The organism is Streptomyces sp. NBC_00887 (assembly GCF_045207585.1).
This window is the reverse complement of record NZ_CP108788.1, coordinates 2,604,413-2,619,296: the sequence shown is the minus strand read 5'-3', so window position 1 is coordinate 2,619,296 and position 14,884 is coordinate 2,604,413. Positions and strand designations below refer to the sequence as shown.

13 protein-coding genes are annotated in these 14,884 nt (G+C 71.4%); 7 read left to right on the top strand and 6 right to left on the bottom strand.

Annotated elements, in window-relative coordinates; translation table 11 throughout:
- Positions 1-114 precede the first annotated feature (114 nt).
- From OG844_RS12040 to OG844_RS12025, 4 genes are all read left to right on the top strand, one after another.
- Complete coding sequence (locus OG844_RS12040) at positions 115-1,059, top strand: NADP-dependent oxidoreductase (protein WP_406396087.1); 945 nt, start codon at positions 115-117, stop codon at positions 1,057-1,059.
- A gap of 206 nt (positions 1,060-1,265) precedes the next feature.
- A complete protein-coding gene (locus OG844_RS12035) occupies positions 1,266-2,846 on the top strand; it encodes an amidohydrolase (RefSeq protein WP_406389880.1) in 1,581 nt (526 codons plus the stop codon).
- Positions 2,843-3,070 (top strand): hypothetical protein, encoded by a 228-nt coding sequence (locus tag OG844_RS12030; protein ID WP_406389879.1) that lies wholly within the window; start codon positions 2,843-2,845, stop codon positions 3,068-3,070. Before OG844_RS12035 ends, OG844_RS12030 begins: the two co-directional genes overlap by 4 nt.
- Before the next feature lie 89 nt (positions 3,071-3,159).
- The gene (locus OG844_RS12025) at positions 3,160-3,999 is read left to right on the top strand and encodes an alpha/beta fold hydrolase (RefSeq protein WP_406389878.1); all 840 of its coding nucleotides are present in this window, start codon (positions 3,160-3,162) and stop codon (positions 3,997-3,999) included.
- Positions 4,000-4,017: 18 nt separating this feature from the next.
- Here the strand turns inward: OG844_RS12025 and OG844_RS12020 are convergent, their stop codons facing one another.
- The 5 genes from OG844_RS12020 to OG844_RS12000 form a co-directional block, all read right to left on the bottom strand.
- Positions 4,018-4,557: a MarR family winged helix-turn-helix transcriptional regulator gene (locus tag OG844_RS12020; RefSeq protein WP_406389877.1), complete on the bottom strand. Its 540-nt coding sequence runs from the start codon at positions 4,555-4,557 to the stop codon at positions 4,018-4,020.
- 99 nt (positions 4,558-4,656) lie between these two features.
- Complete coding sequence (locus OG844_RS12015) at positions 4,657-5,289, bottom strand: SRPBCC family protein (RefSeq protein WP_406389876.1); 633 nt, start codon at positions 5,287-5,289, stop codon at positions 4,657-4,659.
- 61 nt (positions 5,290-5,350) lie between these two features.
- Positions 5,351-7,738: a xanthine dehydrogenase family protein molybdopterin-binding subunit gene (locus OG844_RS12010; RefSeq protein ID WP_406389875.1), complete on the bottom strand. Its 2,388-nt coding sequence runs from the start codon at positions 7,736-7,738 to the stop codon at positions 5,351-5,353.
- A 5-nt stretch (positions 7,739-7,743) separates the two neighbouring features.
- Complete coding sequence (locus OG844_RS12005; RefSeq protein WP_406389874.1) at positions 7,744-8,280, bottom strand: (2Fe-2S)-binding protein; 537 nt, start codon at positions 8,278-8,280, stop codon at positions 7,744-7,746.
- Positions 8,280-9,149: an FAD binding domain-containing protein gene (locus tag OG844_RS12000; protein ID WP_406389873.1), complete on the bottom strand. Its 870-nt coding sequence runs from the start codon at positions 9,147-9,149 to the stop codon at positions 8,280-8,282. The genes OG844_RS12005 and OG844_RS12000 overlap by 1 nt, the downstream gene beginning before the upstream one ends.
- Before the next feature lie 142 nt (positions 9,150-9,291).
- Here OG844_RS12000 and OG844_RS11995 point away from each other — a divergent pair, with 142 nt between their 5' ends.
- Both OG844_RS11995 and OG844_RS11990 read left to right on the top strand, forming a co-directional pair.
- Positions 9,292-10,383: an XdhC family protein gene (locus tag OG844_RS11995; protein WP_406389872.1), complete on the top strand. Its 1,092-nt coding sequence runs from the start codon at positions 9,292-9,294 to the stop codon at positions 10,381-10,383.
- 48 nt (positions 10,384-10,431) lie between these two features.
- Positions 10,432-11,682: a TetR family transcriptional regulator gene (locus OG844_RS11990; RefSeq protein ID WP_406389871.1), complete on the top strand. Its 1,251-nt coding sequence runs from the start codon at positions 10,432-10,434 to the stop codon at positions 11,680-11,682.
- 45 nt (positions 11,683-11,727) lie between these two features.
- Here OG844_RS11990 and OG844_RS11985 read toward each other — a convergent pair whose 3' ends face one another.
- Complete coding sequence (locus OG844_RS11985) at positions 11,728-13,092, bottom strand: MFS transporter (protein ID WP_406389870.1); 1,365 nt, start codon at positions 13,090-13,092, stop codon at positions 11,728-11,730.
- Positions 13,093-13,383: 291 nt separating this feature from the next.
- Here OG844_RS11985 and OG844_RS11980 point away from each other — a divergent pair, with 291 nt between their 5' ends.
- Positions 13,384-14,868 carry an aldehyde dehydrogenase gene (locus tag OG844_RS11980; RefSeq protein WP_406389869.1) on the top strand — a complete coding sequence of 495 codons (1,485 nt, stop codon included), beginning with the start codon at positions 13,384-13,386 and terminating at the stop codon, positions 14,866-14,868.
- Positions 14,869-14,884 lie beyond the last annotated feature (16 nt).

Below are 14,884 nucleotides of genomic sequence, written 5' to 3'. Positions count from 1 at the left end.
GGCAGGATCCTGTCGAAAGGTGGCAATCATGCCATGGTACTCAACAGAAGCCGCCGCGATGCTGGACACATGAGTCACAGCACAGCGCACAGCGTTGCCCCGGCCGCAGCCACCATGCGCGCCATCAGCCAGAACACCTACGGAACCCCGGACGTCCTCGAGGAGGTCCGCCTGCCGCGGCCCGTCCCCGGGCCGAGCCAGATCCTGGTGGCCGTCCGCGCGGCCGGCGTCAACCCCACCGACTGGAAGCACCGGGAGGGCGGTCTCTTCCTCGACCGGCTGCCGCTCGTGCTCGGCTGGGACGTCTCCGGGACCGTCGAGGCCGTCGGCTTCGGCGTCACCCTCTTCAAGCCCGGTGACGAGGTCTTCGGAATGCTTCCGTACCCGTACGGACTCGGCTCCCACGCCGAGTACGTGAGCGGGCCGGCGCGGGCCTTCGCCCACAAGCCCGCCGGCATCGACCACATCCAGGCCGGGGCTCTCCCGCTCGCCGCTCTCACCGCTTACCAGGCACTCGTCGACACCGCCGGGGTCCGTGCCGGGCAGCGGGTCCTCGTCCACGCGGCCGCCGGCGGTGTCGGCCACCTCGCCGTCCAGATCGCCAAGGCCCGCGGCGCCCACGTCATCGGCACCGCGAGCGGTGCCAAGCACGACTTCGTGCGCTCGCTCGGCGCCGACGAGGTGATCGACTACCGCCATGTCGACTTCGCCGAAGTGGTCCAGGACATCGACGTCGTCCTCGACCCCCTGTCCGGGGACACCCGCGCCCGCTCCCTCGGAGTCCTGCGCCCCGGCGGCATCCTCGTCTCCCTGCTGCCGGGGACCGACCCGGGCGAGGCGGCCCGTGCGGCCGAGCTGGGCGTACGGGTCGAAACGATGCTCGTCGAGGCGGACCGGGCCGGTATGGAGGCCATCGCGGACCTCGTGGAAGCGGGCTCCCTGCGTGCCCACGTCGAGGCCGCCTTCCCGCTCGCCGAAGCGGCGAAGGCCCATGCCCTCGGAGAGACCGGCCGGACCACCGGCAAGATCGTGCTGGTCGTCGAGTCCCAGGACGTCTGACCTGGCGGCGCGGCCGTAGCCGGACCGGTGTCCGGCGCGGCCGCGCGCCCGACCGGTCCGCCCCGTCGACAGGCCGCCCAGATCAGGTTAGCGTTACCTAAGTTCCGACCGGTCGCCTGCCATCCGAGCGGCGGACAGCCCTGCCCAAGTGCCGGGCACGGACGATGAGATGGCCAGGAACTGCGACGACCGGTGACTGACTGCCCATGCTCTGTACGAGGCTGACGAACGCGCACATCCTCACCATGGACCCGGACCGCCCCGTCGCCCACGAACTGGGCATCTGGCACGGCCTGATCGTGGGACTCGACGACGAGGTGGCCGCCCTCCCCGCACGTGAGGTCGTCGATCTCCAGGGCGCCACCGTGCTGCCCGGGTTCATCGACAGTCACGTACACCTGGCATGGACCGGCCTCAGGGCGAGCACGCCCAGTGTCGCCCCGTGCGAGCGGGTCCAGGATGTCCTCGCCGTCGTCGCGGAGGCCGTCTCGCGGACACCTGCGCCCGGTGCCTGGGTCGACATCGCCGGGTACGACCAACGGGCCCTGGGGCGCCATCTGACCGCCGCGGAACTGGACCGGGTCAGCCAGGGACGCAAGGTGTTCCTGATGCACGACTCCGGACACGCCTGCGTGGTCAACAGCGCGGTCCTGGAGCTCCTTCCGGCCGACGTGGCGCAACAGGACGGCTTCCTGGCGGAGAGCGCCATGACCGCCGCCCGGAGACTGCGTCTGCCGTACTCCCAGGAGGAGCTCGCCGACGCGATCGAGTACGCGGCCCGAGGCTGCCTCGCCGAGGGCATCACCGCGTGCGCGGAAGCGGGCATCGGCGGCGGCCTCCTGGGCAACAGCCCCGTCGAAGCCGGGGCGTACCAACTCCTCCGGGAACAGGGCCGGCTGCCCCTGAGGGTTCAGCTCATGGCCGCGGGCGACACCCTGCGACCACGCGCCGCGCACCGCGACGACGGCATTCCGCGCGCCCTGGACCTGGGCCTGCGCACCGGGTTCGGCGACGACTGGCTCTCGCTCGGCGCGCTCAAGATCTACACCGACGGCGGCATGATGGCGCGCACCGCGGCGCTCACGTCCCCGTACGAGGGGATGACCCACACCGGGCAGCTCCAGGACGACCCCGACCGTCTCACGGAGCTCATCGTGGACGGCCACCTCGCCGGCTGGCAGCTCGCCGTCCACGCCATCGGCGACCGTGCCGCCGACCTGGCGCTGGACGCGCTGGAGCGGGCGCAACGGCTGAGGCCCCGGCCGGACGCGCGTCACCGCGTCGAGCACGCCGGGCTCATCAGGCCCGACCAGCTGCCGCGCTTCGCCCGTCTCGGCGTGAGCGCCGTGATCCAGCCCAACTTCCTGCGCTACTTCGGCGACGACTACGCGGCCGTCATGGGGGAGGAGCGGGCGGCATGGATGTACCGGGGCCGGGGATTCCTCGACCACGGCGTCACGCTCGTGGGCAGCTCCGACCGGCCCGTCACGGACGGTTCGCCGCTGCGCGCGATCCAGTTCATGGTCGAGCGGGCCTCCACCTCCGGCCTGCTGATCGGACCGGAGGAGGGCATCACCGTCGACGAGGCCCTGCGCGCCTACACCGTCGCGGGTGCCCACGCCTGCCGGTGGGACGACACCGCCGGCCCCCTCACCCCGGGCAGACGGGCCGACCTCGTGGTGCTCGGGGACGATCCGAGGCGCGTCGACCCTTCGCGGATCGGAGACATCGAGGTCGTAGCCACGTACGTGGCCGGCCGTGACACCAAGGAGACGGGAAAGCAATGAGTGAGCGAACGGAAGCGCCCGAACGGTGGGCAGGGCTGTGGCAGACGCCGGCGCCCACCGCCCGGTGGGTCATCTGGAACACGGACGGGACGAGCATGGTCTTCGACAGGGAGCTCAACATGCCTGCCGAGGTGGCCGACTCGGACCTGCGTGAGGTCCTGCGCAGAATGCGTGCGGCCGGGGCACCGGAGGACGACGAGTACCCGGGCCGTGCGTGCGCCTAGCGCGCGCTCGCCTCGCCCCGCGCGCAAGCGTTCGCCGACGGCGGGATATCCGGTTGCTCCGCCCGTACGCCGCTGGCAGGGTCCTGACCATGACGGCCTTCACCGCGCATGACGGGACCGAACGTGCCTTCCATGCGTTCGGAGCGGGCGCTCCGGTGCTCTGCCTTCCCGGCGGACCGATGCAGGACTCCGCGTATCTCGGAAACCTCGGGGGCCTCGCCGCGCACCGGCAGCTGATCATGCTGGACCTGCGCGGAACCGGGCAGTCGGCCGTACCCGAGGACGTCTCCTCCTACCGCTGCGACCGGCTCGTCGACGACGTCGAATCCCTGCGCGCCCACCTGGGTCTCGACACGGTGGACGTCCTCGCACACTCGGCCGGCGCCAATCTGGCCGCGCTGTACGCGGAGCGCCACCCGGGGCACATCGGCAGGCTCGCGCTGATCGCGCCGAGCGTCATGGCCGTCGGCATCACGATCACGGGGGAACTCCGGCGCGGGACGGCCCAACTCCGCCGGGACGAGCCGTGGTTCCCCGAGGCGTTCGTCGCCCTGGAAGCGATCGTCGCCGGCAACGCGACCTCCGAAGCGTTCGAAGCCATCGCCCCGTTCTTCCACGGCCGCTGGGACGAAGCGGCCAGGGCGTTCCGGGCTGCGGAGGCCGGTCAGAAGAACGCGGAGGCGGCGGGCGTGTTCGCTGCCGAGGGCGCCTTCGATCCGGACACCACGCGGGCCGCGCTCGCACGGTTCACCGCGCCGGTCCTCCTGCTGGCGGGAGAGGTCGACCTGAACTCCCCTCCGCCCGCGGTGACCGAGTTCGCCGGTCTGTTCCCGCACGCCGAGCTGGTCGTTCAGCCCGGGGCCGGGCACTTCCCGTGGCTCGACGATCCCGGCACGTTCGTGGCGGCCACCGCGGCATTCCTCGGATGACGGACGCCGCACCGTTGATCACGCCGTGGCGTCGGTCGGTTCCTCGTCGGAGTGGATGATCGAGACCTCGAGCTTGCGCAGCAGTCGCGCCAGCTGGCGGCACTCGGACGGCGAGAGCCCGCCGAGCATCCGGCGTTCGTTGTCGAGGTGCTCCGAGAACACGGTGTCCACCGTCGACAGACCCTTGTCGGTCAGACGGGAGTAGACGACCCGGCGATCGTCGGCGTCCCGCTCGCGGACGATGAGACCGTCCTTCTCCAGGCGGTCGATCCGCAACGTCACCCCTGCCGATGAAACCAGCCCGGTGTCCGCGAGCTGCCCGGCCGTCAGCCGGTAGGGAGCTCCGGACCGCCGCAGAGCGGTCAGCACGTCGAAGCCGGCCACGGAGAGGCCGTGACGCTCGATCGATGCCGTGAGCCTGGTGCTGTAGCGCAAAAAGGAACGGTGGAGGCGCGCGAGGACCTCGAGCGGACTGGTGTCCAGCTCGGGGCGTTCGCGCGCCCAGTCCTCGATCACGTTCGCGACGGCGTCCCGGTCCACCGGCTTCGATGCAGCCATGCCCATCCCCTCGTACAGCGCCCGCCAGCTTCTCACGGCACTGAGAATCTTACCGCTGAGGCGATGGGCCGGACCGGGGGAGGGGCCGCGCAGCCCGCATCACCTGCGCGAACGCCGCCTCAGTAGCTGGATCACCACGATGGTGACCAGTACCGCCGCCGTCGGCACGGCCGCCTTCCTGAGCAGCACGGGCAGCACCGCCGCCCCGAGGTCCACCGCCTCGGGCTCGGGCGGGAAGGGGGCGGACGGCACCGCGGCACCCGTCGTCGCCGTGACGGAAGCGGAGCCCTCGGAGTCCCGCAGCAGCTCCTCGAGACGGGTGGCGAACTGCTGGACGATGCGGTCGCCGACCTCGGTCATGATGCCCCGGCCGAACTGCGCGGGACGGCCGGTGATGTCGAGGTCCGTCCGTACCCGCACCCGGGTCCCGAGCGGGTCGGCGGCCAGCGTCGCGGTGACCGTGGCCGACGCGGTACCCGAGCCCCGGGTCTCGCTCCCGCTGAGGTCGAGGTGCATCGAACGGGCGGACCCGTCGCGGCTGACGGTGCCCTCGCCGCGGTAACTCATCTGCACCGCACCGACCTTGACCTTGACCCGGCCGGTGAACGAGTCACCGTCGAGGGTGTCCAGCACGGCGCCGGGCATGCACGGTGCGACCCGGCCGAGGTCGAGGAAGAGCTTCCAGGCGTCGTCGGGACCCGCCGGGACGGTGAAGGAGTGGTCGAGCTGCATGGGTGTCCAATCGGAGGAGCTGCCGGCCGGGGCCGGATTCAGGTGCGGAACAAGTTCGGGCTCAAGCGCGGTCGGCCGTACGGATCAGGTCACGGACCCGGCTGGGGGAGAGCGGTCCTCGGCGTACGACCACACCGAAGGGGCGCAGCGCGTCCTCCACGGCACCGGCCAGCACCGCCTGCGGGGCGATCGCGCCGCCCTCGCCGAGCCCCTTGACCCCGAGATCGTTCATGGGGCTGGGGGTGAAGGTCTCGTCCATGTCGAGGTCGGGTATCTCCGAGGACGTGGGCACCAGATAGTCCATGTACGTGCCGGTGCGGGGCTGGCCGTCGGGGCCGTAGACCATCTCTTCGTACAGGGCGCCGCCGATCCCCTGAGCGATGCCGCCGGTGACCTGACCCTCCGCGATCATCGGGTTGACGATGTTGCCCGCGTCGTGGACGACGACATAGTGCAGGATCTCGATGCCGCCGGTGTTCGCGTCGACCGCGACGACCGCCGCGTGTGCTCCGGCCGAGACCGCGAAGCCCGGTGGGCGGAAGTGCACGGTCTCGCTGATCTCGGTGCCGTACCGCCCGTCGGTGGGTTCGGGGGTGCCGGGCAGCGGGGCCCTCCCGGCCAGCTCTGCCAGACCGATGGACGGGCCGCCCGGCTCCTTGGACACCACGACGCCGTCGCTCAGACCGAGGCTGTCCGCTTCGACGCCGAGACGGCGCGCCGCCGCTTCGACGATCTTCTCGCGGACCAGCCGGCCGGCCCGGTGGGTGGCGTTGCCCGCGTTGACCAGGGCCCGGCTGGCGATGGTGCCGACACCGAACGGGGTGGCCTCCGTGTCCCCGCCGACCACGTCGATGACGTCGAACGGCACCCCGATGGCGTCCGCGGCGATCTGTGCCATGGAGGTGCGGTGCCCCTGTCCCTGGGAGGGGGCGCCGATGGCGAGGCGCACCCTGCCGCTGGGGGCGACGTCGATACGGGCGGTCTCGAACGGTCCGAGGCCGGTTGCCTCGATGTACATGGCGAATCCGATGCCGACGTGCTTTCCGCCCCGGGCACCTTCGCGCTGCCGGGCGCGTACCCCCTCGACATCGGCCTTGGCCACGGCGCGGCGCAGCAGTTCGGGATAGTCCCCGGAGTCGTACGTCTGCGGTCTTCCCGAGCGGTCCACGAGTCCGGTCGCGTACGGCATCGCGTCGGGCCCGACGAGATTGCGTGCCCGCAACTCCTCCGGCTCGATGCCCAGTTCCGCGGCCAGCCGGTCCATCGCGCGTTCCATGGCGAAGACCGTCTCCGGGCGTCCGGCTCCCCGGTAGGGCGTGGCGAACGTGGTGTTGGTGAGCACCCCGACCACGTCGATGTCCACATTGGGGATGCGATAGGGGCCCAGCAGATGGCAGAGCGAGTTGTACGGCACGACCAGGCCGGTCATGTTGTAGGCGCCGAAGTTGACGGTGATCCGGTCCCGTACGGCGGTGATCAGGCCCTCGGAGTCCGCGGCGAGTTCGATGCGGTGGATCTGCTCACGGGCGTGGGAGGAGGCGGTGAGGTTCTCGTTGCGGTCCTCGCGCCACAGCACGGGGCGGCCGATGCGGCGGGCCGCATGGGGGACGATGAGCTCCTCGACGTAGAGGATGCCCTTCTGTCCGAAACCGCCGCCGACGTCCGCCGCGATGACGTGCACGGCTGCGGCTTCCAGTCCCAGGGTGTGGGCGATCGCGTCCCGCAGTCGGTGGGGCGTCTGGGTGCCCGACCAGACGGTCAGCCGGCCGCTGTACGGCTCCACCTGGGCCGAGATCGCGCGGGTCTCGATCGGGGAGGCGACGTACCGGTGGGCCTCGAACCGCTCGCTCACCACGGCGTGCGCGCGGGCGAACGCAGCGTCGGGGTCGCCGACACGGGTGGCGACGGTGACCGCCGTGTTGTCGGGCAGCTCCTCGTGCAGCAGAGGGGCGTCCGGGGTCAGGGAGAGCTCGGGGTCGACGAGCACGGCCAGCGGGGAGTAGCGCACGTCGACGAGTTCCAGGGCGTCCTCGGCGAGGTAGCGGTTCTCGGCGAAGACCACGGCTACGGGCTGGCCGACGTAGAGGACCTTGTCGGCGGCGAGCAGCGGCATGGGAGTCATGCGGACGACCGGGTCCAGGAGTTCGGCGAGCCCCGGCGGGGTGCGCAGTTCCTCCTTGTTCAGCATCGCCGGAAGGTCCGCCACGTCGTCGCCGGTCCACACGGCGACGACGCCGGGCGCGGCCAGCGCCGCGCTCACGTCGACGGAGTCGATGCGGGCGTGGGCGTGCGGACTGCGCAGGAACGCGGCCTCGACGGTGCCGGGCAGGGCGATGTCGTCGACGTAGCGGCCGTTGCCGCGCAGCAGCCGGTCGTCCTCGACGCGCGGGACGGAACGGCCGATCCAGCTCCCGTCGCCGTGCGGGTGCGGGTGGGAATCGTGGGACACGCGGGTCACTCCCCGAATCGCTCGTCGAGTGCCTGGCACACGGCACGGCGGATGTTGCGGTAGCCGGTGCACCGGCACAGATGCCCGCTGAGTGCGTCGGCGACCTGCTCCTCGTCCGGGCGCTCGGACTGCTCGGTGAGGGCGGTCGCCGTCATCACGAACCCGGGCGTGCAGAAGCCGCACTGCATGCCGTGGCACTCGTGGAAGGCCCGCTGTACGGAGGTGAGAGGGGCGTCGCCGGGGGCGAGGCCCTCGACCGTGCGGATCTCGGCGCCCCGGCACTGCACAGCCAGGATCAGGCAGGTACGCACCGGTTCGTCGTCGACGAGGACGGTGCAGGCCCCGCAGACCCCGTGCTCGCAGCCGACATGCGTGCCGGTGAGACCGAGCCGGTCGCGCAGGAAGTCACTGAGGAGCAACCGGGACTCGACCTGGGCCGTGACCGGCCGGCCGTTCACGGTGAGGGAGATCTCGTGCCAGGCGGAGGGCTCGGCGAGCGGCGGAGGGCCGGCCGCGAGCGGGGTGGGGACGGACGGGGTCATCAGCAGCGCTCCCAGGCGGTGGTGCAGGCGCGGACGAGGAGATGGGCGGCGCTTTCGCGCCGGTACTCGGCGGTGGCATGGATGTCGTCGGAGGGGGCGAGCCCGGCCAGCGCGGCGTCGGCCGCGGCGGCGAGGGCCTGCCCGCCGGCATCGCTGCCGACGAGCGCGTCCTCGGCGGCGGCCAGCCGTACGGGGACGGGGGCCGCGCCGCTGAAGACCACACGGGCGGTCCGGACGGTGTCCCTCCCGGCGCTCCGTCCCAGAACGACCGCCACGCCGACGGTGGCGAAGTCGCCGTGTCTGCGGGTCAGTTCCTCGAAGGCCCAGCCGTGATCCGCCGGGAGCGGAGGGAACACGACCTCGGTGAGCAGTTCGTCCACCTCTACGGCGGTGGAGAAGGTCGCGACGAAGAAGTCCTCGGCGATGACGGTACGCGTGCCGCGCGGCCCGGTGATCACGAACCGGGCGTCCAGCGCGAGGGCAGCGGTGGGCAGTTCGGCGGCCGGGTCGTGGTGGGCGAGACTGCCGCAGACGGTGCCGCGGTTGCGGATCTGCGGGTGGCCGATCTGCTCGATCGCGGCGGCCAGCAGCGGCCACCCGTCCCGTACCGCGGGGTCGGCGGCGGCGCGGGCCTGTCGCACGGCTGCCCCGATGCGGAGGTTGCCCTCCGCGTCGACGTGAAGACGCCCGAGCTCCGGGATGCGGGTGATGTCGACGAGCACCTCGGGTCTGGCGAGGCGCATGTTCAGCATGGGAATCAGGGACTGGCCGCCCGCCACGACCTTGGCCTCCCGCTCCTCGTCGGCGAGGAGGGCGACCGCCTCGCCGACGGTGCTGGGGGCGGTGTAGTCGAAGGATGAGGGTTTCAACCTGCTGCCACCGGTCCTCTCTGGTCGTCGTCGCGCCGTTGCGTTCGACACGTACAGATCTATCTAGTACCTAAAATGATTTACACTAAAGTTTCTTCTTGGCAAGAGGCTGTCCGATATTTCCCAGTCCGAGGTGAGCGATATGCGACACGTCATCGACCAGGCGGTCGCCTGGCAGCGCTCCGGAACCCGCTTCGCCATGGCGACCGTCCTGCGGACCTGGGGCTCGGCGCCGCACGCGCCGGGCGCGTCGATGCTCGTGTCCGAGGACGGCCGAATCGTCGGCAGCGTCTCCGGCGGCTGCGTCGAAGCCGCTGTCTGTGCGATCGCAGAGGAGGTGCTCGCGGGCGCCGCACCGACGGTCGAGCGCTGGGGTGTCGGCGACGAGGACGCCTTCGCGGTGGGCCTGACCTGTGGCGGCACGATCGAGGTGCTGATCCGCGAGGTGGGGCCCGAGGTGCCGCTCGGTCGTGTCGCCGCCGATCTGGCGGCCGGTGTGCCGGTGGCCCTGGTCACGCCCCTCGACGGCGGCGGACTGGCCGTCGGCGGGGGGACGGTGACCGGTTCTCTGGGTGACCCGGATACGGACCGAGCGGCTGTCCTCGCCGCCGATGGCATGTTGGGGCGGGCCGCGAGTGGGCTCGTGACCAGCGGAAACACTGCAGCCGACGGTGCTGCCTGCGTGCCGGAGCGCGACCTGCTGGTGCAGTCGTTCGCGCCCAGGCCGCGGCTGCTGATCTTCGGCGCGGCCGAGTTCGCCCGCCCCCTGGCGGACATCGGCGCCATACTCGGACACCGCGTGACGGTCTGCGACGCCAGGCCCGCCTTCGCGGCACCGGAGCGCTTTCCCGGCGCCGAAGAGGTGGTCACCGACCGGCCCGAGCGCTGGTTCCGCACCCAGGAGGACCTGGTCGCCCCGGGGACCGCGGTGATCGTGCTGACCCACGACCATCGCTTCGACGTACCGGTCCTGGCGCTCGCTCTGCGCAGCCGGGCCGGATATGTCGGCGCCATGGGCAGCCGCCGAACGCATCAGGACCGGCTCGAACGGCTGCGTGCGGCCGGCACCACCGAGGCGGACATCGCGCGGCTGCGTTCGCCGATCGGGCTGGATCTCGGCGGCCGGGGACCCGAGGAGACCGCCGTGTCGATCATGGCCGAGATCATCGCGGTACGGCGTGGCGGCAGCGGCCTTCCGCTCACCGTCCGAACCGGTCCTGTACACATGGTGTGACCATTTTTGAACGACTGTTTTTATGAACACTCGTTTAATGTGAGGCCTGTGGATCCAGAGAGCAAGGGCCGTCGACGAGCGGCCGGAAGCCCCGTACCCGATACCGGGCAGCCGGCGGCCGCGCCGCGCCGTCCCGGTTCCCACGACCCGGAAGGCAATCGCCGCGCGGTCCTCGATGCCGCCCGCCGGCTGTTCGGCGCGCACGGCTACAAGGGCGTCGGCGTCCGGGCCATCGCGGCCGAAGCGGGGGTGACACCGGGCCTGGTGATGGCGTACTTCGGCACCAAGGACGGTCTGTTCCGCGAGGCGGTCGGGAGCGGAGCGGGTGTCACCGGCGATGTGCTCGGGGCCGACGCCACGGGAGATCTGCCGGCTGCCCTTGCCCAGGCCTACCTGGATCGGTGGGACCGGCTGCCGGCCGATGATCCCTGGCCCGCCCTGATCCGCTCGGCGGTCAGCCACCCGCCCAGTGCCGAACTGCTGCGCACGATCCTGGAGAAGCAGGTCGGCGAACCCCTCGCACGGCTGCTCGGCGACTCGGCCGAGGCGGAGGTGCGCATCGCCATGATCCGCAGCGTTCTCTTCGGCGTGATCATGGAACGATACGTCTTCGCGCACGATCCGGCGGTATCCGTCCCGACCGGGGACCTCGCTCCCGCGCTGACGGACGTCCTCACCACCGCCTTCGGCGACGCCGTCCATCACGCCCGCAGACAGGAACGCGGGGCGGAAGGTGCGGGCGAGGCTGCGTCCACCCGCCCCGGGCGCCCGGAGACCACCCGCCCCGAAGCCGGAAGTCCGGAGGTGAGGCGCCCGGACACCCGGCGGTCCGCGCCGACACCCCCCGGCGAGGACGACTCCGCCCCGTCCCTGTTCGACAGGCTGAGCGAGTGCGCCCGGCGTCATCAGGAGCTCGTCGGCAGGACCGTCCGCGAGTACGGCATCAGTCTGCCCGCCTACGAGGTGCTCGCGACCCTGCGGGACGCGGGTGAGCCCTACCGCCGGACGATGGGCGAGGTCGCGGCCGCAGGCGCCGTCCGCGCGGGCGGCCTCACCCAGCACGCGGACCGGCTCGAGGCGGTGGGCCTGATCCGGCGGGAGCGCGACACCGACGACCGCCGGATCGTCCGGCTGTGCCTCACCCCGGAGGGCAACGCGCTGTCCGACCGGGTCTCTGCCGCACGGTCCGCCCAGGAGCACGAGCTGCTCGCCGGGTTCGGTCCTGCGGACCGGCACCGGCTGTCGGGGCTGCTCGGCGCTCTGGGGAAAACGCTCGGGGCCGGTGTCCCGGAGCAGTGATCACCGCTCCGGGACACCGGCCCCGCACATGGAACGCCGGGCGTGTCAGGAGTTGAGCTCCTCCAGCGTCCTGTTCTTGGTCTCGATCGCGAACCAGGCGATCGCGGCGCCCACCGCGGCCACCACGGCGAGCTGCGCGAAGACGAGCCCGAGGCTGCCGCCCGCTCCGATGATCGCGCCCACCGTTATGGGGCCGAGAATGACGCCGCACCGGTTCCACAGGCCACCGAACGCCGCGCCCTTGGCCCGGTTGGCCGTCGGGTACAGCTCGGGGGAGTACAGGTAGAGACCCGCGTTGATCGCGTACAGGAAGAACGTCGTGCATGAGGCGAACACGGCGACCTGGCCGCCCGAGGTCGCACCGAGCAGGGCCAGCACGCCGAGCGAGAGCACGGTGCCGACGAGCGCGCTGATCAGTGCGGGCCTCCGGCCGATGCGGTCGATCACCAGGGCCATGATGAACGTGCCGAGCAGACCGGTGATGTTGCTGAGCAGGGTGTAGACGAGTGCGGTGGTCAGATCCAGGCCGAACTGCTTCGTGTAGAGCGACGGCAGCCAGGTGGAGATGCCGTGGTTCACGTAGTAGGCGACGAACCACAGACCTGACAGGACCGCCGTACGACGCAGGTAGCGGCCCTGGAACAGGTCGCGCAGACGGCCCTGGGAGGACTCGTCGGGCGCGCCGGCGGCCGGTGCGGGCAGCGGCTCGGCGGTGGCGCGGGCGACCTCGGCCTCGATGAGGCTGATGGCTTCCTCGGCCTCCTGCGTACGTCCACGGGCCAGCAGCCAGCGCGGGGACTCCGTGACGTGGCGCGGAAGTGCGGCGGCGATCAGCACCGGGAGGCCGCCGATGACGAACATCGCGCGCCATCCGAAGTTGGGGACCACCCAGACGGCGAGCAGGGTGGCTGCCGCCAGTCCGGCAGGGAAGATCATCTCGTACAGCAGGACGAAGCGGCCCCGCTTGTCGGAGCGGGCGATCTCGTTGATGTACGTGGCCGCGACGGGCACGACACCGCCGATGCCGAGACCCTGGACGAACCGGAAGGCCGAGAAGGTCTCGATACTGCCCGAGAAGGCGACGGCGAGGCTGGCGAGACCGGTGATCGCGACGCCCAGGGCGACGGTGCGCACTCGGCCGATCCGGTCTCCGAGCCAGCCCGCGGCGATGGCGCCGAGGAGCATGCCGATCGAGGCGGAGGTCACGGCGAAGGTGGCCTGGCCGGTGGTCAGGTTCCATTCCTTCATCAGGACGGGCAGTGCGGAGGCGGCCAGCAACTGGTCGAACGCCTCGAAGAACGTGACGGCGCCGATCAGGAAGCGGACCTTGACGTGCCAGCGCGATTGCGGCAGTCGTTCGAGTCTCGCGGCTATGGAGCCGAGGGCTGGCTTGCCGGCCACAGTCGTCATGGAGGGGTTCCTTCCGCGGGCAGAGCAGTTGCGGAGACAGTAGGTTCCAGTATCTAAGCGGTCAATGGTTAAGAGCTTAGGAATCTCGCTTCCGGCAACTTGGTGTTCATCATCGACGCCATGGAGGGCGTGCTCAAGGCATGGAAGGCAACGATTTCGCCCTGGGCTCTTGCGGAAGAATAGTTAAGCGCTTAGATTTCTAGCACTTCGACGGTTCCGGGTGGTGGAACGCGCCCCGTGCTCCCCACCCGCAGCCCAGCCCCTGCCCGCCCCCCGCCCGGAGGTACACCCGTGCCGCACATCCCCACCGACATCCTGATCGCGGGCCAGTGGCGACGCGGAGCGGGCGAGCTGCTCGACACCGTCGACCCGGCGACCGGCCGCGTCCTCGCCACCATCCACACCGCCTCGGCCGACGAGGTCGACGAAGCGGCCGAAGCCGCTGCGAAGGCAGTCGCGGACCCGGGCTGGCGTGACCTGCTCGCCCACGAGCGCGCCCGGCTGCTGCACCGCATCGCCGAGCTGACCGAGCAGGCGGCGGACGACCTCGCCGCACTGCAGACCGCCGACACCGGCAAGACGCTCACCGAGACCCGCGCCCTCGCGCTCAGCGCGGCAGGCACCTTCCGCTACATCGCGGCGGCCCTGGAGAGCGCAGAGGACTCGGTCACGCCGTCCCGTGGCCCGTACGTCACGATGAGCGCGTACGAACCGCTGGGCGTCGTCGGCGCGATCAACCCCTGGAACTCTCCTGTCGCCAGCGACGCGCAGAAGATCGCGCCCGCGCTGGCCGCCGGGAACGCGGTCCTGCTCAAGCCGGCTGCCTGGACCCCCCTCGTCTCCCTCGCCCTCGGCCGTCTGATCACCCAGGCCCTCGACGAGTTCCGCCTGCCCACCGCCCTGCTGTCGGTACTCCCGGGCAGCGGCCGGGTGGTCGGTGACGCCGTCGTGCGCCACCCCCTCGTCGCCCGCATCGGTTTCACCGGCGGTACGGAGACCGGCCGGTCCATCGCCACGCTCGCTGCCCGGAAGCTCATCCCCGTCTCCCTGGAACTCGGCGGCAAGTCACCGACGATCGTGCGGGCCGACGCCGACATCGAGCAGGCCCTGGCAGGCGTGATGTTCGGGATCTTCTCCTCCAGCGGGCAGTCCTGCATCGCCGGCTCCCGGCTCTTCGTGGCCCGGGAGATCTACGACTCCTTCGTCGGCGAACTCGTCGAGCGCGTCCGCAAGCTGCGCGTCGGACCCGGTACCGAACCGGGCACCCAGGTCGGCCCCCTGGTCCACCACAGCCACCGCGACTCCGTCGCCGCCTACGTGGACCTCGCCCGCTCCGAGGGCGCCCGGGTCCTGTGCGGAGGCTCGGCGCCCGAGGGCGAGCGGTACCAGGACGGCGCGTACTACCTGCCGACGGTCCTGGACGGCCTGTCCAACACCTCGCGCACCTGCCAGGAGGAGATCTTCGGGCCCGTCCTGGTCGCCCTGCCCTACGACGACGAGGACGACCTGGTCCGCCAGGCCAACGACTCCATCTACGGGCTGGCCTGCGGAATCTGGACCCGAGACCTGCGAGCCGCCTGGCAGCTCGCCCGCCGGATCGAGGCCGGCACGGTCTGGATCAACACGTACAAGCAGTTCAGCGCCTCCACCCCGTTCAGCGGATGGAAGGACAGCGGCCTCGGAACGGAGAAGGGCCGCGACGCGATCCGCGCCTACCAGCGCCAGAAGTCCCTGTACTGGGGCACCTCCGGCCACCCGCTTCCCTGGGCCGGCTGACCCGGCACGCACCGAC